Genomic DNA, 19,905 nt, shown 5'->3' on the forward strand with positions numbered 1-19,905 from the left:
CACTCACCCGCATGGACTTCCTGATTCGCCCCGCGGTGCCCGCCGACCACGAACGCCTCGGCGAGATCACCGCCCAGGCCTACCTCCAGGACGGGCTTCTCCTGTTCGGTGACAGCGACTGGTATTTCGAAGAACTCAAGGACGTGGCCAAGAGGGCGTCCGCCGCTGACGTCCTGGTGGCCACGGAGAACGACGACATCCTCGGCGGAGTCACCTTCGTCCCCTCCGGCGGCCCCCTGGCCGACCTCGCCCGCCCCGGAGAGGCGGAGATCCGCATGCTCGCGGTGGCTCACGCGGCCCGCGGCAGAGGCGTGGGACAAGCCCTCGTCCAGGCCTGTGTCGACCGCGCGACCGCCACGGCCACAGGCGTCGTCCTGTGCACCCAGCCCACGATGCACAGCGCCCACCGCATCTACGAACGCCTCGGATTCGTCCGCGTCCCCGAGCGCGACTGGAAGCCGATACCCGGCGACGACTTCACGCTTCTCACGTACAAGTTGACGCTCTGAAGTCGCCGCGACACAACATATGGGCCTGCTTCTCCCACCCGGCACAAGATGTATGCTCATGCTCGCTGTCGCCGCAGGGGAATCCGGTGCGAATCCGGAACTGTCCCGCAACGGTGTACTCATGCGTGCATAAGCGCACATGAGAGTCAGTCCGAGGACCTGTCGACAGCGTGCCCGTGCCATACCGGCCCGGGTGTCATGACGTCCGGGCCTCGTGGAATGGGCCGGTGGACGCGACGCCGTGCGCGCTCGTGTGCTGCCCCCTGCCCTCCGCAAGGCCTCCGTGCCCAGCGAGGGAGAGCCCCACGTGACCATCGCGCCAGCCGACCCGGCTTCAGCGACCACCCCGGTGGACGAGGACGGTCCCGGAACCGCGTTGCTGCGGACCCTGACCGCGCTGACCGCCGACCTCCCCGACGCCGACCCCGGGCGGGTCGCCGCCGCCGCGCTGCGCGGCCGGTCCGCGCGGGGGGCCTCCGCCGAGAGGATCGCGGAGTTGCGCGAGCTGGCCACCGAGGCGGCGGCCGGCCTCATCTCCGAGGACCCCGCCTACAGCAGGCTGGCCGCCCGGCTGCTGACCGTCTCCATCGCCGCCGAGGCCGCCTCACAGGGCGTCACCTCGTTCACCGGGTCGGTCGCCGTCGGCCACCGCGAGGGCCTCATCGCCGACCGGACCGCCGAGTTCGTGCGGGTCCACGCCGAGCGGCTCGACGCACTGGTCGACACCGAGGCCGACGACCGCTTCGGCTACTTCGGGCTGCGCACCCTGTACAGCCGCTACCTCCTGCGCCACCCGATCACCCGCAAGGTCATCGAGACGCCCCAGCACTTCATGCTCCGGGTGGCGTCCGGCCTCGCCGAGGACACTGTGGTCAATTCAAAAACGGGCGTCCACGCCCTGGACGAAGTCGCCGCGCTCTACCGGCTCATGAGCCGCCTCGACTACCTCCCCTCCTCCCCCACCCTCTTCAACTCCGGCACCCGGCACCCCCAGATGTCGTCCTGCTACCTCCTCGACTCCCCGAAGGACGAGCTCGACTCCATCTACGACCGCTACCACCAGGTCGCCAACCTCTCGAAGCATGCCGGCGGCATCGGCATCTCGTACTCCCGTATCCGCAGCCGCGGTTCGCTGATCCGCGGCACCAACGGGCACTCCAACGGCATCGTCCCGTTCCTGAAGACCCTCGACGCCTCGGTCGCCGCCGTGAACCAGGGTGGCCGGCGCAAGGGCGCGGCCGCGGTCTATCTGGAGACCTGGCACTCGGACATCGAGGAGTTCCTGGAGCTCAGGGACAACACCGGTGAGGACGCCCGCCGTACGCACAACCTGAACCTCGCGCACTGGATCCCGGACGAGTTCATGCGCCGGGTGAACGCGGACGCCGAGTGGTCCCTCTTCTCGCCCGCCGACGTGCCCGAGCTGGTCGACCTGTGGGGCGAGGAGTTCGACGCGGCCTACCGCAAGGCCGAGGCGGCGGGTCTCGCGCGCAGGACCATCCCGGCCCGTGACCTCTACGGGCGCATGATGCGCACCCTCGCGCAGACCGGCAACGGCTGGATGACCTTCAAGGACGCCGCCAACCGCACGGCCAACCAGACGGCGCTGCCCGGCCACACCGTGCACTCCTCCAACCTCTGCACGGAGATCCTGGAGGTCACGGACGACGGGGAGACGGCGGTCTGCAACCTGGGGTCCGTGAACCTCGGCGCGTTCGTCGACACGACGAGCGGCGACATCGACTGGGAGCGGCTGGACGCCACCGTCCGCACCGCCGTCACCTTCCTCGACCGGGTCGTCGACATCAACTTCTACCCGACCGAGCAGGCCGGGCGGTCCAACGCCAAGTGGCGTCCCGTCGGCCTCGGCGCGATGGGCCTCCAGGACGTCTTCTTCAAGCTGCGCCTGCCCTTCGACTCCCCCGAGGCCAAGGCGCTGTCCACGCGGATCGCCGAGCGCATCATGCTCGCCGCCTACGAGGCCTCCGCCGACCTCGCCGAGCGCAGCGGTCCGCTGCCGGCCTGGGAGAAGACGCGTACGGCACAGGGTGTGCTGCACCCGGACCACTACGCCACCGACCTCGCCTGGCCCGAGCGCTGGGCGGCCCTGCGCGAGCGCATGGCCGGCACGGGTCTGCGCAACAGCCTCCTGCTCGCCATCGCGCCCACCGCCACCATCGCCTCGATCGCCGGCGTGTACGAGTGCATCGAGCCGCAGGTCTCCAACCTCTTCAAGCGCGAGACGCTGTCCGGCGAGTTCCTCCAGGTCAACTCTTACCTGGTGGCCGAGTTGAAGAAGCTCGGCGTCTGGGACGCCCGCACCCGTGAGGCGCTGCGGGACGCGAACGGCTCGGTGCAGGGCTTCGCGTGGATCCCGGAGGACGTACGGGCGTTGTACCGCACGGCGTGGGAGATCCCGCAGCGCGGTCTGATCGACATGGCGGCGGCGCGGACCCCGTTCCTCGACCAGTCCCAGTCCCTGAACCTCTTCCTGGAGACGCCGACGATCGGCAAGCTCTCCTCGATGTACGCGTACGCCTGGAAGTCCGGGCTGAAGACGACGTACTACCTGCGCTCGCGCCCGGCGACCCGTATCGCCCGCGCGGCTCAGGCGACGGTTCCCGTCCAGCCGACGGCCCCGGAAGACGCCGTCGCCTGCTCCCTGGAAAACCCCGAGTCCTGCGAGGCCTGCCAGTAATGCCCACCCGTCGCCCGACCACCGCCCCTGAAGGACAGCGCTTCGCGCCGACTGACATGGCTGCCAAGAACCTTCTAGACCCGGGCTTCGAGCTGACCCTCCGCCCGATGCGCTACCCGGACTTCTACGAGCGCTACCGGGACGCCATCAAGAACACCTGGACCGTCGAGGAGGTCGACCTCCACTCGGACGTCACCGACCTCGCGAAGCTCAGCCCCGCCGAGCAGCACCTGATCGGCCGGCTGGTCGCGTTCTTCGCCACAGGCGACTCGATCGTGGCGAACAACCTGGTGCTGACCCTCTACAAGCACATCAACTCCCCCGAGGCCCGCCTGTACCTGAGCAGGCAGCTCTTCGAGGAGGCCGTGCACGTCCAGTTCTATCTGACGCTCCTGGACACCTACCTTCCCGATCCGCAGGACCGGGCGGCGGCCTTCGACGCCGTCGAGAACATCCCCTCCATCCGCGAGAAGGCCGAGTTCTGCTTCCGGTGGATCAACGAGGTCGAGAAGCTGGACCGCCTGGAGTCGCAGGCCGACCGCCGCCGTTTCCTGCTCAACCTGATCTGCTTCGCCGCGTGCATCGAGGGCCTGTTCTTCTACGGTGCGTTCGCGTACGTCTACTGGTTCCGCAGCCGGGGCCTGCTGCACGGCCTCGCCACCGGCACCAACTGGGTGTTCCGCGACGAGACCATGCACATGTCCTTCGCCTTCGACGTGGTCGACACCGTCCGCAAGGAGGAGCCGGAGCTCTTCGACGACGCGCTCCAGCATCAGGTCACCGACATGCTGGCGGAGGCGGTGGAGGCGGAGCTCCAGTTCGCGCGCGACCTGTGCGGCGACGGGCTGCCCGGCATGAACACCGAGTCGATGCGCCAGTACCTGGAGTGTGTCGCCGACCAGCGCCTGACGCGCCTCGGCTTCGCGCCGGTGTACGGCTCGGAGAACCCGTTCTCCTTCATGGAGCTGCAGGGCGTCCAGGAGCTGACCAACTTCTTCGAGCGGCGTCCGTCCGCGTACCAGGTGGCGGTGGAGGGCACGGTCGACCTGGACGAGGACTTCTGACCCAGCTCCACCTTCTGACGGGCCTCTGTCAAAAGTCGGTGGATCCGGGTACGCGTGCGGAACGTCTCATCGACGAGGAGGCCACCCCCATGCGCCCTACGACCCACCGCACCGCCCTCGCCCTCGCGGCACTGACCCTGCTGCTCGCGGGGTGCGGGGCCGAGGCCGGAAGCGAAGGGGGCGGTGGCGACACCGTGTCGCCGCCGCCCTCGTCGTCGCCCCCGCCCTCGTCGTCATCCCCGCCCTCGTCGTCCCCGTCCGCGTCGCCGTCGCCGGGCTGCACGTCCGCCTCGCAGCTGGACGCGGAAGACAGCGGCAGCACGGTCTGCCTCGCGGTGGGCGACACGCTCCGTATCTCGCTGGACGGGACGAAGAGCCGCCCCTGGAAGCCGGTCACCGCCGAGGGCGGCGGACTGGAGCCCACCAACAGTGGGATCGTCCTGCTGCCCGGTGACGCGAGTTCCGCGTACAAGGCGGTCTCGGCGGGACAGGTGCGGCTGAGTTCACAGCGTCCGCTGTGCGCCACCGAGACCGGCCAGGTCTCCTGCAAGGGCATTCAGGAGTGGCGGGTCACCGTGGTGGTCACCTGAGGCGACCGCGTCCCCGGCCGAGACCTTCAGCGAGGTCGTCGTGGTGCCGGGGAAGCACCAGCGCCGGCTGCCCGCCGCCGTGGCGGTGTCTTGGTGACCCTGATGTCACCCTCACCCTCACCCTCACCCTCGCCCTCGGCATGGGCTCCGGTGGCCGTGAGCAGGGCTAGGGCTGCCGGCTAGATCCAGGAGAGATCAGACCGTTCGAGCGACCCCATGAGCGGTCCGGTACTCGCGCGCCTTCCTGATCTGACGGTCGACGCGCTTGTCGTGCACGATCCCGATCACCGACGGGAGGATGAGGAGGACGAAGATGGCGAAAACAGTCAGCATGGCGATCAGTCCTTCTGTCTGTGCTGAAGTCATGTCACTACTCTCGCGCCGTTGACTCCTGACAAACAGTGGCAGGACTGCCGCACACCCTCGATTTACTGCCAGCCCTGAGGCACACTGGCAGCATGCTGAAGAACGTGGCCGCCGTCGTCCTGGACGGCGTGAACCCCTTCGAGCTCGGAGTCGTCTGCGAGGTCTTCGGGACCGACCGCAGCGATGACGGACTGCCCGTGTACGACTTCGCGGTCGCCTCGGCCGAGGGCCCCCGGCTGACCTCGCGGTCCGGCTTCGCCCTGCACGTCGAGCACGGCCTGGAGCGGCTGGAGACGGCCGACCTGATCGCCGTGCCGGCCTGCGCCGGCTACGAGACGCGGGACTTCCCGCCCGAGTTGCTGGAAGCCCTGCGCGACGCGGTCGACCGCGGGGCCCGGGTGCTCAGCGTGTGCTCCGGTGTCTTCGTGCTCGCCGCGGCCGGACTGCTCGACGGCCGGCGCTGCACCGTGCACTGGCACCACGCGGAGGAACTGGCACTCGCGTATCCGCGGCTGACGGTCGAGCCGGACGTCCTGTACGTCGACGAGGACCCGGTGATCACGTCCGCGGGCACCGCCGCCGGTATCGACGCCTGTCTGCACATCGTGCGCAAGGAGCAGGGCCCCGAGGTCGCCAACAAGATCGCCCGGCGGATGGTCGTACCGCCGCACCGGGACGGCGGACAGGCCCAGTACATCGAGCGGCCGCTGCCCCGGTCGAAGTGCGACACCGTCGGCGAGGTGCTCGTGTGGATGGAGCAGCACCTCGACGAGGACGTCACCGTCGAGCAGCTCGCCGAGCGGGCGCACATGTCACCGCGCACCTTCGCCCGCCGCTTCCAGCAGGAGACGGGTACGACTCCCTACCGCTGGATCCTGCGCCAGCGTGTGCTGCTGGCCCAGCGGCTGCTGGAGGCGACGGACGAGACGGTGGACGCGATCGCGGGCCGTGCCGGGTTCGGCACCGCGGCCGCGCTGCGTCACCAGTTCCTGCGCGCGGTGGGCACCACTCCGAACGCCTACCGGCGCACCTTCCAGGGGCCGGAGGCGGCCGCCTGACCCGTCACCGGGGCACGGGCCGCACCAGGAGCCGGTTCGGCCGCAGGGTGATGCCCGGACGGGGGGTGTCGTCCGAGCCCTCCACCTGTTCGAAGCGGTACTTCCGGGCCAGCGCCGCCGTGAGCAGCGTCAGCTGGGCCATCGAGAAGTGGTCGCTCGGGCACTTCCGGTTGCCGGTGCTGAACGGGCTCATGGCGTGTTTCGGAACCGATTCGGCCCGCTCGGGACTCCAGCGCAGGGGGTCGAACACCGCGCTGTCGTCGAAGGACTTCGCATCGCGCTGGATCGCGTACGGGCTGTAGACGATGTCGGCTCCGGCCGGAATGCGATAGCCACCGAGTTCGGTGTCCCGTACCGCCCGCCGCGTCAATATCCATACCGCGGGCCACAAACGCATGGTCTCGACCACTACATAGTTCGTGTACCTGAGTGACCGTACGTCCTCGAATGCCACAGGACGGCCACCGGTGACCGATTCGACTTCCGCGCACACCTTGTCCGCGTGTTCGGGGTGTTCGGCGAGCACCTGAAGCAGCCACATGATCGTGGACGCGACGGTTTCGCCGCCGGGGGTGAGTATCGCGACGACCTGGTCGTGGATCTCCTGTTCCCCGATGGGGTCGCCATTCGCGTCCTTCGCGGCCAGCAATGCCGTCAGCAAATCGTCCGGCTTTTGACCGGATGCCCGGCGTTCGGCGACGATCTCGTCGACCACCCGATGCAGATCGGCCAACGCGCGGTTGAATGCAAGGTTGGCCGGCAGCGGCAGCCTGTACAGCGGGCCCGCGGGTATCACCATCCGCCGGTACATCCCGCGGAAGACGGTCGTGAGCGCGACGCACAGCCGTTCGGCGCGCTCGTCCATGTAGTCGCCGCGCAGCAGACAGCGGGCCGCGATGCGCACGGCGACCCGGAAGGACTCCAGGGTGGCGTCGACCGTCTCGCCGGGCTGCCAGCGCTCGGCCAGCGCCTGGGCCTCCTCCTCCATGATCGGCCCGTACGCCGGTATCGCGTCGAGCCGGAACGCGGGCTGGATGATGCGCCGTTGGCGCCGGTGCTGGGGGCCGTTGGCGGTGGCCACGCCCTCCTTGCCGACCAGCCCCTCCAGGGACTCCCACAGCGGCCCGGCGATGATGAAGTCGGGGTTCAGGGCCACCGCTCCGGTCAGTTGCGGGGTGGTGGGCGCGTACACCGTCTTGGGGCCGAGCCGGAGGCGGACGACCTCGCCGTGCCTCCGTAGCCCGGACAGGAAGCTCAGCGGATCACGGGCCAGACGCAGGCCGTGCCCGAGGACGGGGACGCGCCTCCGCCCGCGAGCGGCGGCTCACCCGACTCGGGAGCCACCGTGGCTTCGGTTTTCACGGATTCGACGGTCATTTCTCACCTGCCGCTTCGTTGTTGACGTACGGGGGCGTGGACCGGTCGTCCCAGCTGTCGACCATGTAACGGCCGGACTCGTGGTGGAACCAGTAGACGGCGCTGAACCAGTTGCGCATATTGCGGACGCAGGCCCGGACGGCGGTGCTCAGTTCCTTTCCCCGCACGGTGCCGTCGTCGAGGCTGTCGGCAAAAAGGAGGGCGTCGGCCTCGGCCACGAGGAATGCGTCCACGCATTTCTCGATCAGCCGCCGCATTTCCCGGATCGCCTCTTCGAGGGTCAGCCCGTCGTGCTTGATGAGACTGATTCCGAGATTGTGGACCTCGTCTCCCGCGATTTCCTTGGGGAGCGAGCAGAGATCGTTGTACCAGGCGGCGAATTCCTGACTCAGCAGGGCCGCCCGCCGGAACGCCGGGTTGTTCCTCACCCCCTCCGGGAGTTCGCGTCCCGCACTCGGCTCCAGCAGATCCGTCCAGATCCGGTGCGCGAAGGTGAGGCGGCGCAGGGCCAGGTATTCCTCGACCATGGGAATGATTCCCTTGGTGCGATTACGGAATTCCCGGTCGTAGGCCTCGATCACCGCGTGGAAGTGGCCGGCGAACCGGGTGTTCCAGCTCTGCGGCAGGAACGAGTACAACCGCACCATGCAGTCGGCGAAGGCGGCGACCAGCGGATCCCCGTGGTGCAGGTGATCCCGTGGGGAGTCGAGCGCCGCGTGCAACCCGAACCTCAGCCGCCGCCACGCGCCCGGACGGCGGTGGACGATGTCACGGTCGTGCCGGTCGTCCCAGACGAAGAACCACGCGCTGTAGTCCGCTATCGCCTGGAGGACCTCGTCGGGGGCGCCGAGGTAGTACCCCGCCATGAGGTCCGTGTAGCACAGTCCGTCGGCATATTCGGCCACCTTGTCCGCCGGCATGAGCCGTTTTTCCAGAAGCCAGGTGCGTGTCTTCTCCTGGAGCCTGGGCCAATACGGGTGCAGTTGCCTGGGAAACGCTGCCTCGATCACCGGGAGAGAGAGCGACGGTGGAACCGCGATCGCCGTCGGCGTCGATGTGGTGCTGTGTGGGAAAGCAGGCACGAACAAACCCCTTCCAGCCGCCAGTTGGCGCACGCCCCTGCGCTGAACCGGGCGTGCGCCGTTGCGTATCCCCGCACTTCCCATTCAGCACCACAACTGACCATTCTGGGAACGGATTTGCTTCATTCACTACCCCACGGTGTCGAGAATCTCCCCATGTGTGACGCAAACCGGATCACTAAGTGAGCAGATCCGATCGAACGTGCGACGCACACGCGAACGGCGCCTGTTCGGGGAGTGATTCCTGAACAGGCGCCGTGCGTGCGGGAGCGGTGGGACGTCAGTCGTTGGCGACCACGGGGTAGCGGGGCTCGTTCTCGGCCATCTGCCGCAGCGCGTCCTTGCGTTCGCGCTTGGAGAGCCGGTCGATGTAGAGGTAGCCGTACAGGTGGTCGGTCTCGTGCTGCAGACACCGGGCGAAGTAACCGGTGCCACGGACCTTGACCGGGTTGCCCTTCTCGTCCTGCCCGGTGACCTCGGCGTAGTCGGGGCGGGCGAGCGGTGCGTACGCGGTCGGCACCGACAGGCAGCCCTCGTTGCTGTCGTCGAGCCGGCGCTGGTCCGCGGGCAGGTCCACGAGCTTCGGGTTGCAGAGGACACCCACGTGCCGTCGGCCCTCGTCGTCCTGGCAGTCGTACACGAAGACCTTCAGGTCGACGCCGATCTGGTTGGCGGCGAGGCCGACGCCCTCGGCGGTGCGCTGGCTGGCGAACATGTCCGCGACCAGCTGGTCGAGCTCCTCACCGAACTCGGTGACGTCCTTGCACTCCTTGTGCAGCACGGGGTTCCCGACGACGGTGATGGGCCGCGAGGTGCCGCGCTCACGCCAGGCGTTCTCCCGCTCCTCGGCGTCCTCGGTGTCGATGACGAACCCCTCGTCGTCGACGGGGAGCACGCCCGCGTGCTGCTGATCGGTGTCCTGCTGGGCCATGACCTACGGATGCCTTCCTGGAAAACCTGGGACTCAGTGCTACAGCGTACGGCGATGTCTCAGCAGACCTCTTCCAGGTCCCGCCAGTCCCGGGAATCCGGGCTGTCCGCGACCCACCCGTCCAGCAACCCCCGAACCAGCGAAGCCGGCGCAGCCACCCCGCACTCCCGCTCCGGTACCCACAACTGCCCGTCCGTCCGATGTCCCAGCGGCCCGGGATGCCCCGGCTCACTGTGGTCGTGGGGGTCCAGATGCTCCCCGTCACCTTCGTCGGACGGCATCCGGGACTCCGAGCACATCCGACACAGCAGCCGCACCGACGACGACCAGTCCTCCGCCGCGAACCCGGCGTCCGCCGCGAGCTGCTCCAGCGCGTCCCGGTCCGCCTCGGTGGCCGCCTCCAGCAGCACCACCCAGGTCGGCACCGGCGAAGGCGCCCACAGCTCGATCTCGTCGAACACCGGATAGGCGTGGCCGGACGCGGTGGTCCGCTCGCCGTGCGGGACGCCGTCGTGCAGCACGACCTCGCCCCAGCGCCGCCCCGAGGACGGCAGCGGGATGGACAGCACCTCGATGCGGGCGGGGTCCAGCCGCCGCCCCCAGACCACCTCGGCCTCCCCCTCCGGGGACAGCCGTACGGCGGCACTGCCCAGGTCCATCCCCAGCGGTTCACCGGAGGCCGTGGCACCGCCCGGCACCCGCAGTCCGTACGCCTGCCAGGCCCGCCGGGCCAGCGGCCAGTCCTGGAGCGCGGTCGCCGCGATGCCGACGTTCCACCAGTCGGGCGCCCCGGTCTCCCGGTCGAGCAGCGCCACGGCACGCAGCCCCGCGGCCCGCGCCTGCTCCCAGTCGTGCCGGAACTTGTGCAGGAGGGCGAGGTTGAACCAGGACTCGGACAGCCACGGCTCCAGGTCCGCGGCACGTGTCAGCAGCGCGCCCGCGTCCTCGTACCGACCGTCGCCGATCAGCGTGAACGCGCGGTCCGTGGCCTGCCGCCAGGAGGCGGAGGGCCGGTGCCGTCCCTTGCCGAAGATCCTCACGATTCCCGCCTGCCGGTTCCGTCGAGTGGGCTGGCTGTGCCCCCGGACACCCTCTCTCTCGCATCCAACCACGTGTGCTCGGAAGGGCGCTCATTACCCATGGGTTACCCCGTCACGGGCGAGGTCAGACAGTCTCTCGACAGTACCCGGGCCAGCGCCTCCACGACCTCCGGAGCGTAGTCCCCCGCGGTGCCCAGGCGCAGCTCCTCGAGCGCGGTCAGTGGCCCGCCCGGCCCGGTGTCCCGCGCCTTCTCCTCGTAGGCGTTGACGGCCCGTACGATCCGCGCGGCGAGCGGCTGCTCCCGGCAGGGGTCGGCCTGCCGCTCCACGACCACGGCGACGGCCGCGTCCACGCCCGTCTGCCGTACGACGGCCCCGCCGAGCAGCGCGATGCGGCGCTGTTCGGCGAGGGGCAGGACGGCGGTCGCTCCGGCGGGGACCGGGTCGACGAGGCTCAGCTGGCCGATGTCGTGCATGAGGGCGGCGTACTCCAGGACGGTGAGCTCGGGCCGGGACATCCCCAGGTCGCGCCCGACCTCCCGGCTCAGCGCGGCGACCCTACGGGCGTGCCCGGCGGGCGTGTACCCGGCGATCTCGGTGGCGCGGGCAAGGGAGGCGATGGTCTGCCGGTAGGTGGAGCGGACGGCGGCGTACCGGCGGACGGAGAGCTGGGTGAGCAGCAGCGGCACCGACAAGACGGGCAGCGCCCACAGTCCCGCGACGGCCACCGCGAGCGCCATCACGGCCCCGGTGGCGACGACGGCGGACCCGATGCCGGGCAGGGCCCGCAGCTCGTCCCGGAGCAGCGGGCCGAAGGGCCAGCGGGTGCGGGAGTGCGCGAGGGCGGCCGCGAGCACGGCGTCGCACAGCGCGGTCAGCGAGAGCAGGGCGAGCAGGAGCAGGGCGTAGGCCGGTCCGTCCCACTGGGTGAACGTGCCCTGGTTGTAGAGGGGTTGGAAGCACACGGCGGCGAACCCGACGGTCAGGACGCGGCGGGCGAGCTGGTCGGCGGTGGGGCCCTGGCCGCGTCCGATGTGCGGCACGCTGCCGACGAGGGCGGCGGCGAGGACGACGGTGACGACCTGGGCGGCGCCGTGATGCGTGGGGGCGCCGGCGTTCTCGCCGAGCAGGGCGTACGACAGCGCCCCGGCGGCACCGAGCGGGGCGGCCTCCCTGACCTGGGGGCCGCTGCGCCGGTTGAGTTCACCGACGGTGATCAGCACGCCGAAGGCGAGGGCGGTGCCGCGCTCCTCGAGACCGGTCCACAGGACGGGGGCGAGGGAGCCGAGGGCCAGCAGGACGGCGGAGGTGTGGACGAGGGCGAAGAGCGGGTACCGGCGGCGGGGCCTCGGCGCGCTCAGGGCGCTCACCGGCGCACCCCCGACCACCCTGCCGTCGTCGGGCGGGGACGCGGCACTCCGAGCTCGTCGCCCTCGTCGGCGGTGACCGCGGGGTGCCAGCCGTGCCGGGACAGGGCGCGGACGAGGGCCGTCACCATCCGCGGGTCGAACTGGCTGCCCGCGCATCGCTCCAGCTCCTCCAGCGCGGCGCCGACGGGCCGGGCCCGCCGGTAGGAGCGGGTGGACGTCATGGCGTCGAAGGCGTCGGCCACGGCCACCACCCGTGCCGGCTCCGGGATCTGACCACCCATCAGTCCGTACGGGTACCCGCTCCCGTCCAGCCTCTCGTGGTGGTGCAGTACGGCGGCCCTGGCCTCCCCGAGGAAGGAGATGCCCCGGACCATCTCGTGCCCGTACTCGGGATGCAGCTCGATGACCCGGCGCTCCTCGGGGGTCAGCGGTCCGTCCTTCCTGAGCAGCCGGGTCGGCACCCCGAGCTTCCCCACGTCGTGCAGGATCCCCGCGAACCGCAGCACCTCGATCCGGGCGTCGTCCATGCCGAGCTCCCGCGCGATCATCATGGACGCCTGTCCGACGCGCTCGCTGTGGCCGCGCGTGTACTCGTCCTTGATGTCGACGGCCTGCACCAGCGCCCGGATGGTGGCCTGGTGGGCGGCCCGCTCCCGGTGGTACTGCGCGAACACCCACCCCGACACCCCCATCGGCAGCAGCACGAGCAACGCGGCGACGGGACCGTAGGGACTGCGCCACAGCACGGCCATCATGAGTCCGGCCAACCCGTGCACGGCGACGGGAGCGAGGGAGCGGAGAAACAGCCCGCGCCAGGCCCGCCGTACCGGAACCCTCTCGGCGAGGGCCAGGATTCCTCCGTCCAGCAGGCTCAGCACCAGGCAGAAGACGAGCACCGCGACCCCGGCCGGGGCCAGCGCGTACGGGAAGTCGGAGGATTCGACCGCGGCCCGGCCGCCCATCGCCCCGTGCACCCGTGCGGCCGCCCACACGCTCACCGCGAGCTGTGCGGCCCGCCAGAGCCGGCGCAGGCCGCGCGGGCGCCGCTCGACCGGGGACAGCAGCGCCCCCGGCAGCGCCACGAGGGCGGCGGCCGGGGGCGGCAGCAGAAAGGCGCCGGCGAGCAGGACGGGATAGAAGGTGCCGGCGAACCGCCACCGGGCGGCGGCCTGCTCGCATCCGGCGGACAGCGCGGCGAGCAGGGCGAGTGCCCACCAGGGTGTGCGGACGGCCGACAGCGGCAGCAGACAGAGGAGTGCGGCTACGACGACGCAGGTGACGTACGCACGCGCGCGGGCCGGTACCGCCTCCATGTCGCCCCTCCAGCCCAGTTCGCACAGTTGCGAGGAGCGTAGGACGGTGGGGGGAGGCGGCGCGGGGTAGTCACCTGCCGATTAGCACGTTCGAGTGAACGGCGATCGCTGCTCAGGACTCCTGCGGATACTCAGGATTCCTGCGGAGTCACCGGCGAGGCCGTCACGTCGTGCTCGGGCACGGTCTGTCCCGAGCGGATGAGATCGAGCCGCCCCAGGACCTTCGAGCGCAGGTCGCTGGGCACGTCGTCATGGCCGCAGCACCGCTTGACCAGCTTCTTCACGGCCTCTTCGAGGCCGTACTTCTCCAGACACGGCGAGCACTCGCTGAAGTGCTGCTTGAACTTGGCGCGATCGACGTCCGGCATCTCGCTGTCGAGGAACTCGTAGAGATGATCGAGTACCTCACTGCAGTCCGTCTCGTGCGGCTCTCCGCAGCTCATGAGCCCGAGCCTTTCGCTTCGTTCGACTCCCCGGCACCGGCCGGCACGAGCCCGCGCTCACGCGCGTAGTCCTCCAACATGCCGCGCAGTTGACGGCGACCGCGGTGCAGGCGGGACATCACCGTACCGATGGGTGTCCCCATGATGTCCGCGATCTCCTTGTACGCAAAGCCCTCTACGTCAGCGAGGTAGACGGCGATGCGGAATTCCTCGGGGATCGCCTGCAGCGCTTCCTTCACGTCCGAGTCGGGCAGGTGGTCGAGCGCCTGCGACTCGGCGGAGCGCAGACCGGTCGACATGTGCGACTCGGCACGCGCGAGCTGCCAGTCCTCGATCTCCTCGGCCGCGGAGCGCTGGGGTTCGCGCTGCTTCTTGCGGTACGAGTTGATGAACGTGTTGGTGAGGATCCGGTACAGCCATGCCTTGAGGTTGGTCCCCTCACGGAACTGGTGGAAGGACGCGTACGCCTTGGCGTACGTCTCCTGCACCAGGTCCTCGGCGTCGGCCGGGTTGCGCGTCATGCGCAGAGCGGCCGAGTACATCTGGTCGAGGAATTCGAGCGCGTCCCGCTCGAAGCGCGCGGTGCGCTCCGCAGTCGACTCCGTGCTCGCGCCCTGGCCCTCGGGCTGCTCCGCCTGGCCGTTGTCGGTCCCTGCGTCGATCCCAGTGACCGGACCCACCTCCTCAAGATTCCGGGCAGCAACGAAACCGGTGCCACCGGAATTGGAGGATAGACGACTACCCGTCCCGGCCGCCCCTCGAATAGGGGTGGTCTTGGCCGCATGCAGCACCGTCCAGTCCAGGTCAGCGCGGCTGCTGCGGCTCGGGCAGAAGGTCGAACCCATGCGGCGGTTTCCTCTCCTACGACGGTCTGCGCTGTTCCTCAGCGCTTCTGACCGTCTCAACAGAGGTTCACGGCTCAGCATTCCCGGGCTTTTACCCCAGTGACCCGACCCACTTCAAGACCGCCTCCGTGATGACCGTCACGGCCTCGTCCTGGGTGATCTCCGCCCGCTTCGGCACCGCGAAGCCATGGTCGCCGTAGGGCACCTCGACCAGCTCGAACGATCCGTCCGGGAATTCGCCGGGCTTTCCGAACGGGTCGTTGCCGCCCTGTACGACCAGGGTGGGCACCCCGGTTCCGAGCAGCTCGTCGGCGCGCGACTTCTCCGGCTTGCCCGGCGGGTGCAGCGGGAAGCTCAGGGCGAGCACCGCGGCGGCGCCCAGCTCCACGGCCGTACGGCAGGCGACCCGGGCCCCGGCACTGCGGCCGCCGGAGATCACCGGCAGGCCGGGCCGCGCGAGAGCGGGCCAGACGCCCCGCCATCCCACGTCCAGCGTCTTCGGCGCGGGCGCGAGCTTCTTGCCGGCCACCCGCCACGGCTGTTCGACCAGCGCCACGCTCACCCCGTGGCCGGGGAGCACCCGGGCGAGCGCCTGGAGGTCCCGCGCCTCGATGCCACCGCCGGCGCCATGGCTTACGGCCAGCACGAGCCGTGCCTTCCTCGCCGGATGCCAGGTGATGCGGGCGTCCCCGGCCTCGGTGCTGATGATCTCGGTCTTCACACCAGAAGGCTAGAAGAGCGTGGCCTCTTCAGCACCGGACGTGCCCTCCTTCCGCGCTAGAAGAGCGTGCCCTCCTCGGGCCCCTCCAGCTCCTTCAGCAGCTCCGGCCCGTTGTTGCGCACATTGCTGACGGCCGTGCTCACCGGATAGGCCCGCATCAGCCCCTCGGGCGGCGGCGCGAGCAGCGACCGCAGGTCCTCCACGTCCGTGCGGGACGGGTCGAGCCAGGTGTCCCAGCGGTCCGGGGTCAGCATCAGCGGCATCCGTGGGTGGATGTCGGCGAGGGAGCGCGGGCCGTCGGCCGGGGACACGGCCAGCGGGCCGGTCTCCGCCTCCGTGGTGATCACGGAGCAGGTCGCCCACCAGGCCAGCGGATGGTCGTCGGGCAGGGTCTTGTCCCGCCAGAACTCGTACAGGCCGGCCATCGCGAACACCGAACCGTCGGCGGGCAGCACGAAGTACGGCTGCTTGCGCGGCCGCTTCTTCTTCCCCTCGACCTCCAGCTCCCGCTCGCCGGTCCCGGTGACCCACTCGTAGTAGCCGTCGGCCGGGATGACGCAGCGGCGGGTCGCGAAGGCCCTCTTGTACGACGGCTTCTCGTGCACGGTCTCCGCGCGCGCGTTGATCATCCGGGCCGCGCCCTCGGGCGTCTTCGACCAGCTCGGGACCAGGCCCCACTTCAGCTTCCGCAGCTGCCGAACCGGCCGCGGGTCCTCGGCGTCCTTGAGAGGACGGTCAAGGACTGCATAGACCTCCTTGGTCGGGGCCACGTTGTAGTCGGGCTCCAGGGTCTCCTCGGGTTCCCACTTCTCGATCTCAAAGATTCCTGCGAGATCCTCGGGCCCACGACTGGCTGCATACCGTCCGCACATACGTGCCACACTGCCAGACTCCGTACGACGAGAGGGAGCCACCGGGAAACATGGACAGCACCGCATCGACCGCGCTGCCCGACCTCTGGGACCGGCTCATCGGACTGCAACCCGACCCCGACCTGTGGGTGGTGCTGGGCACCATGGCGGCGGCGCTCGCCATAGTGGTCCCCCATACGCTGTGGCGGCTCTCGCGCAACGCCATCACCATCGCCCACGAGGGCGGCCACGGTCTGGTCGCCCTGCTGACCGGACGTCAGCTCACCGGCATACGGCTGCACTCCGACACCAGCGGCCTCACCGTCAGCCGGGGCAAGCCGCACGGCATCGGCATGATCCTCACCGCCGCCGCCGGCTACACCGCTCCCCCGCTGCTCGGTCTCGGCGGGGCCGCCCTGCTCGCCGTCGGCCGCATCACCCTGCTGCTGTGGGCGGCGACGGCCCTGCTGGTGGCGATGCTGGTGATGATCCGCAACGCGTACGGGGCGCTGACGGTGCTGGTCACCGGCGGCACGTTCGTGGTGGTGTCCTGGCTCGCCGGGCCCCAGGTGCAGGCGGCGTTCGCGTACGCGGTGGTGTGGTTCCTGCTGCTGGGCGGAGTGCGTCCCGCTTTCGAGCTACAGGCGAAGAGAGCGCGGGGCGGGGCGGGTGACTCGGACGCGGACCAGTTGTCCCGCCTGACGCACGTGCCCGCGGGACTGTGGCTGTTCCTGTTCCACGCGGTGAGCGTGTGCTCACTGATAGGCGGCGGCAGGTGGTTGCTGCAGGTGTGACGCGGCCCCGAGGACGCCCGTCACAGGGGTGCGGCCGGCCAGACGGCGCCGCACCGGAAACACGACCCCCTACTAAAGTGGCCCCATGGCTTCGAACCCCTCAGACACCGCCCTCTGGCCCGCCCCCCACGCGAGCGCAGCCGTCGACGCGACGGTCCACGTACCGGGGTCGAAGTCGGTCACGAACCGGGCTCTCGTCCTGGCCGCCCTCGCCAGCGAGCCGGGCTGGCTGCGCCGCCCCCTCCGCTCCCGCGACACCCTCCTCATGGCGGCGGCCCTTCGCGAGATGGGCGTGGGCATCGAAGAGGGAGTGGGCCCCGACGGCACCGGTGAGACCTGGCGGGTCCTGCCGGCCGGCCTCCGTGGCCCCGCCACGGTGGACGTCGGCAACGCGGGCACCGTCATGCGCTTCCTCCCGCCCGTCGCCGCGCTGGCGGACGGCCCGATCCGCTTCGACGGCGACCCGAGGTCGTACGAGCGCCCCCTGACCGGTGTGATCGACGCCCTGCGCGCCCTCGGAGCGCGGATCGACGACGACGGCCGCGGCGCGCTGCCGCTCACCGTGCACGGCGGCGGCGCCCTGGACGGTGGACCGGTCGAGATCGACGCGTCCTCGTCGTCCCAGTTCGTCTCGGCGCTCCTGCTGTCCGGCCCGCGCTTCAACCAGGGTGTCGAGGTCCGGCACGTGGGCTCGGCGCTGCCCTCGATGCCGCACATCCGGATGACCGTGGACATGCTGCGCGCGGTGGGCGCTCAGGTGGACACCCCGGAGTCGGGCGGCGAGCCGAACGTCTGGCGGGTCACGCCGGGCGCCCTGCTGGGCCGGGACCTCACCGTCGAGCCCGACCTGTCCAACGCCCAGCCGTTCCTGGCGGCCGCCCTCGTGACCGGCGGCAAGGTCGTGATCCCGGACTGGCCGGCCCGCACCACCCAACCCGGTGACCGGCTGCGCGAGATCTTCACCGAGATGGGCGGTTCCTGCGAACTCACCGAGTACGGCCTGGTGTTCACCGGTTCGGGTGCGATCCACGGCATCGACGCCGACCTCGGCGAGGTCGGCGAGCTGACCCCCGGCATCGCGGCCGTGGCGGCCCTCGCGGACTCCCCCTCCACCCTGCGCGGGGTGTCCCATCTGCGCCTGCACGAGACGGACCGGCTGGCCGCGCTCACCAAGGAGATCAACGAACTCGGCGGTGACGTCACCGAGACGGCCGACGGCCTGCACATCCGCCCGCGCCGGCTGCACGGCGGGATCTTCCACACCTACGAGGACCACCGCATGGCCACGGCCGGCGCGATCATCGGCCTCGCGGTCGAGGGCGTACAGATCGAGAACGTCGCCACGACGGCCAAGACGCTGCCGGACTTCCCGGACATGTGGAGCGGGATGCTCGGGAGCGAAAAGGCGTAGGGGACACACGCCATGCGCCGCTACGGCAAGCACACCGACGAGGACGACATCCGCAGCCGCCCCAACCGCAAGGGCAACCGGCCTCGTACCCATATCCGGCCCAAGCACGAGGACGCGTCCTGGGGCATGGTCCTCACCGTCGACCGGGGCCGGCTGACCGTCCTGGTCGAGGACCGGATCGTCATGGCGATGAAGGCCCGCGAACTGGGCCGCAAGGCGGCGATCGTCGGCGACCGGGTGGCCCTCGTCGGCGACCTGTCCGGCCAGAAGGACACCCTCGCGCGGATCGTCCGCATCGAGGAGCGCACGTCGGTCCTGCGCCGCACGGCCGACGACGACGATCCCTACGAGCGGGTGGTCGTCGCCAACGCCGACCAGCTCGCCATCGTCACGGCCCTCGCCGACCCGGAACCCCGCCCCCGCCTCATCGACCGCTGCCTGGTGGCGGCCTTCGACGGCGGGCTCACCCCGCTCCTGGTCATGACCAAGTCGGACCTGGCCCCGCCGGACAAACTCCTGGAGCTCTACGGCGACCTGGACATCCCCTACGTCGTCACCAGGCGCGAGGAGCTGGAGAGCGGCGCCGCGGTGGACCGGGTGCGCGAGCAGCTCGACGGCAAGATCACGGCGTTCGTCGGGCACTCCGGCGTCGGCAAGACGACCCTGGTCAACGCGCTGGTCCCGGAGGACCGCAGGCGCCTGACCGGCCATGTCAACGCGGTGACGGGCCGCGGTCGGCACACCACCACGTCGGCGCTGGCGCTGCCTCTGGCGGGCGACGACGGCTGGGTGATCGACACCCCGGGCCTGCGGTCGTTCGGGCTGCACCACGTGGATCCGTCCCGGGTGATCCACGCGTTCCCCGACCTGGAACCGGGGACCGAGGGCTGTCCGCGCGCGTGCAGCCACGACGAGCCGGACTGCGCGCTGGACGCGTGGGTGGCCGAGGGCCACGCGGACCCGGCCCGGCTGTACTCCCTGCGACGGCTGCTGTCGACGCGGGAGCGGACGGAGGGCGACTGACCTCCGCGTTGTTTGGCTGTACGCGAGTTCGGTAAGTGCATACTCGCACCGAGCCGGGCATGCGGCCGGACATACGGGAGGACAGCACATGGCGTGGCTGCTGGTGGTGGTGGCCGGGTTGCTGGAGACCGGTTTCGCCGTGTGCCTGAAGCTCTCCCACGGTTTCACCCGGCTGGGGCCGACCGTGGCCTTCTGCATCTTCGCCCTCGGCAGCTTCGGCCTGCTGACCCTGTCCCTGAAGAAGCTGGACGTCGGCCCCGCGTACGCGGTGTGGACCGGCATCGGCGCGACGGGCACCGCGATCTACGGGATGATCTTCCTCGACGACCTGGTGTCGACGCTGAAGATCGTCTCGATCAGCCTGGTGATCATCGGGGTGATCGGGCTCCAGCTCTCGGGCTCGCAGCACTAGGCACCGG

Annotated in this window: 19 protein-coding genes, 1 pseudogene and 1 riboswitch; of the genes and pseudogenes, 9 read left to right on the forward strand and 11 right to left on the reverse strand. The window is 70.3% G+C overall.

Annotated features, from left to right (window positions below):
• The first annotated feature begins 11 nt into the window (after positions 1 to 11).
• From RKD20_RS15125 to RKD20_RS15140, 4 genes are all read left to right on the forward strand, one after another.
• The gene (locus RKD20_RS15125; protein ID WP_424878189.1) at positions 12 to 509 is read left to right on the forward strand and encodes a GNAT family N-acetyltransferase; all 498 of its coding nucleotides are present in this window, start codon (positions 12 to 14) and stop codon (positions 507 to 509) included.
• A 52-nt stretch (positions 510 to 561) separates the two neighbouring features.
• Positions 562 to 690, forward strand: a riboswitch (cobalamin riboswitch).
• A gap of 126 nt (positions 691 to 816) precedes the next feature.
• Complete coding sequence (locus RKD20_RS15130) at positions 817 to 3,207, forward strand: ribonucleoside-diphosphate reductase subunit alpha (protein WP_424878190.1); 2,391 nt, start codon at positions 817 to 819, stop codon at positions 3,205 to 3,207.
• 56 nt (positions 3,208 to 3,263) lie between these two features.
• Entirely contained in the window at positions 3,264 to 4,271 is a 1,008-nt protein-coding gene (locus RKD20_RS15135; protein ID WP_424878191.1) for a ribonucleotide-diphosphate reductase subunit beta, read from the forward strand.
• Between the two features lie 89 nt (positions 4,272 to 4,360).
• Entirely contained in the window at positions 4,361 to 4,861 is a 501-nt protein-coding gene (locus RKD20_RS15140; protein ID WP_424878192.1) for a hypothetical protein, read from the forward strand.
• A gap of 195 nt (positions 4,862 to 5,056) precedes the next feature.
• Here RKD20_RS15140 and RKD20_RS15145 read toward each other — a convergent pair whose 3' ends face one another.
• A complete protein-coding gene (locus RKD20_RS15145; RefSeq protein ID WP_424878193.1) occupies positions 5,057 to 5,194 on the reverse strand; it encodes a hypothetical protein in 138 nt (45 codons plus the stop codon).
• A 125-nt stretch (positions 5,195 to 5,319) separates the two neighbouring features.
• On the opposite strand from RKD20_RS15145, the gene RKD20_RS15150 reads away from it, so the two are divergent.
• The gene (locus RKD20_RS15150) at positions 5,320 to 6,285 is read left to right on the forward strand and encodes a GlxA family transcriptional regulator (RefSeq protein ID WP_424878194.1); all 966 of its coding nucleotides are present in this window, start codon (positions 5,320 to 5,322) and stop codon (positions 6,283 to 6,285) included.
• 4 nt (positions 6,286 to 6,289) lie between these two features.
• Here the strand turns inward: RKD20_RS15150 and RKD20_RS15155 are convergent.
• From RKD20_RS15155 to RKD20_RS15200, 10 genes and pseudogenes are all read right to left on the reverse strand, one after another.
• Positions 6,290 to 7,662 (reverse strand): annotated as a pseudogene (locus RKD20_RS15155) (cytochrome P450).
• Positions 7,659 to 8,744, reverse strand: coding sequence for an epi-isozizaene synthase (cyc1, locus tag RKD20_RS15160; RefSeq protein ID WP_424883222.1), 1,086 nt, complete (start codon positions 8,742 to 8,744; stop codon positions 7,659 to 7,661). The pseudogene RKD20_RS15155 and the gene cyc1 overlap by 4 nt, the downstream one beginning before the upstream one ends.
• A gap of 280 nt (positions 8,745 to 9,024) precedes the next feature.
• A complete protein-coding gene (def, locus tag RKD20_RS15165; RefSeq protein WP_359425460.1) occupies positions 9,025 to 9,675 on the reverse strand; it encodes a peptide deformylase in 651 nt (216 codons plus the stop codon).
• Positions 9,676 to 9,734: 59 nt separating this feature from the next.
• The gene (locus RKD20_RS15170; RefSeq protein ID WP_020119821.1) at positions 9,735 to 10,715 is read right to left on the reverse strand and encodes a tetratricopeptide repeat protein; all 981 of its coding nucleotides are present in this window, start codon (positions 10,713 to 10,715) and stop codon (positions 9,735 to 9,737) included.
• 104 nt (positions 10,716 to 10,819) lie between these two features.
• Positions 10,820 to 12,076: an HD-GYP domain-containing protein gene (locus tag RKD20_RS15175; protein ID WP_424883223.1), complete on the reverse strand. Its 1,257-nt coding sequence runs from the start codon at positions 12,074 to 12,076 to the stop codon at positions 10,820 to 10,822.
• Positions 12,077 to 12,081: 5 nt separating this feature from the next.
• A complete protein-coding gene (locus RKD20_RS15180) occupies positions 12,082 to 13,398 on the reverse strand; it encodes an HD-GYP domain-containing protein (RefSeq protein ID WP_424878195.1) in 1,317 nt (438 codons plus the stop codon).
• Positions 13,399 to 13,529: 131 nt separating this feature from the next.
• Positions 13,530 to 13,841 carry a mycothiol system anti-sigma-R factor gene (gene rsrA / locus RKD20_RS15185; RefSeq protein ID WP_007384597.1) on the reverse strand — a complete coding sequence of 104 codons (312 nt, stop codon included), beginning with the start codon at positions 13,839 to 13,841 and terminating at the stop codon, positions 13,530 to 13,532.
• Positions 13,838 to 14,521 carry an RNA polymerase sigma factor SigR gene (gene sigR / locus RKD20_RS15190; RefSeq protein WP_007384596.1) on the reverse strand — a complete coding sequence of 228 codons (684 nt, stop codon included), beginning with the start codon at positions 14,519 to 14,521 and terminating at the stop codon, positions 13,838 to 13,840. Before sigR ends, rsrA begins: the two co-directional genes overlap by 4 nt.
• Positions 14,522 to 14,777: 256 nt before the next feature.
• Positions 14,778 to 15,407: an alpha/beta family hydrolase gene (locus RKD20_RS15195; RefSeq protein ID WP_424878196.1), complete on the reverse strand. Its 630-nt coding sequence runs from the start codon at positions 15,405 to 15,407 to the stop codon at positions 14,778 to 14,780.
• Between the two features lie 56 nt (positions 15,408 to 15,463).
• Positions 15,464 to 16,279, reverse strand: a complete 816-nt coding sequence (locus RKD20_RS15200; RefSeq protein ID WP_424878197.1) for an SOS response-associated peptidase — start codon at positions 16,277 to 16,279, stop codon at positions 15,464 to 15,466.
• Between the two features lie 50 nt (positions 16,280 to 16,329).
• Between RKD20_RS15200 and RKD20_RS15205 the strand changes: the two genes are divergently transcribed.
• The 4 genes from RKD20_RS15205 to RKD20_RS15220 all read left to right on the forward strand — a co-directional run bounded on the left by RKD20_RS15205 (position 16,330) and on the right by RKD20_RS15220 (position 19,898).
• Entirely contained in the window at positions 16,330 to 17,052 is a 723-nt protein-coding gene (locus RKD20_RS15205) for a M50 family metallopeptidase (protein WP_424878198.1), read from the forward strand.
• Positions 17,053 to 17,137: 85 nt separating this feature from the next.
• Entirely contained in the window at positions 17,138 to 18,463 is a 1,326-nt protein-coding gene (gene aroA / locus RKD20_RS15210) for a 3-phosphoshikimate 1-carboxyvinyltransferase (RefSeq protein WP_402270548.1), read from the forward strand.
• A 12-nt stretch (positions 18,464 to 18,475) separates the two neighbouring features.
• A complete protein-coding gene (gene rsgA, locus RKD20_RS15215) occupies positions 18,476 to 19,486 on the forward strand; it encodes a ribosome small subunit-dependent GTPase A (RefSeq protein WP_424878199.1) in 1,011 nt (336 codons plus the stop codon).
• 88 nt (positions 19,487 to 19,574) lie between these two features.
• Entirely contained in the window at positions 19,575 to 19,898 is a 324-nt protein-coding gene (locus tag RKD20_RS15220; RefSeq protein ID WP_424878200.1) for a DMT family transporter, read from the forward strand.
• The last annotated feature ends 7 nt before the right edge of the window (positions 19,899 to 19,905 follow it).

Origin of the sequence: Streptomyces sp. SLBN-8D4 (assembly GCF_049739545.1) — a bacterium.
Lineage (GTDB): Bacteria > Actinomycetota > Actinomycetes > Streptomycetales > Streptomycetaceae > Streptomyces > Streptomyces canus_C.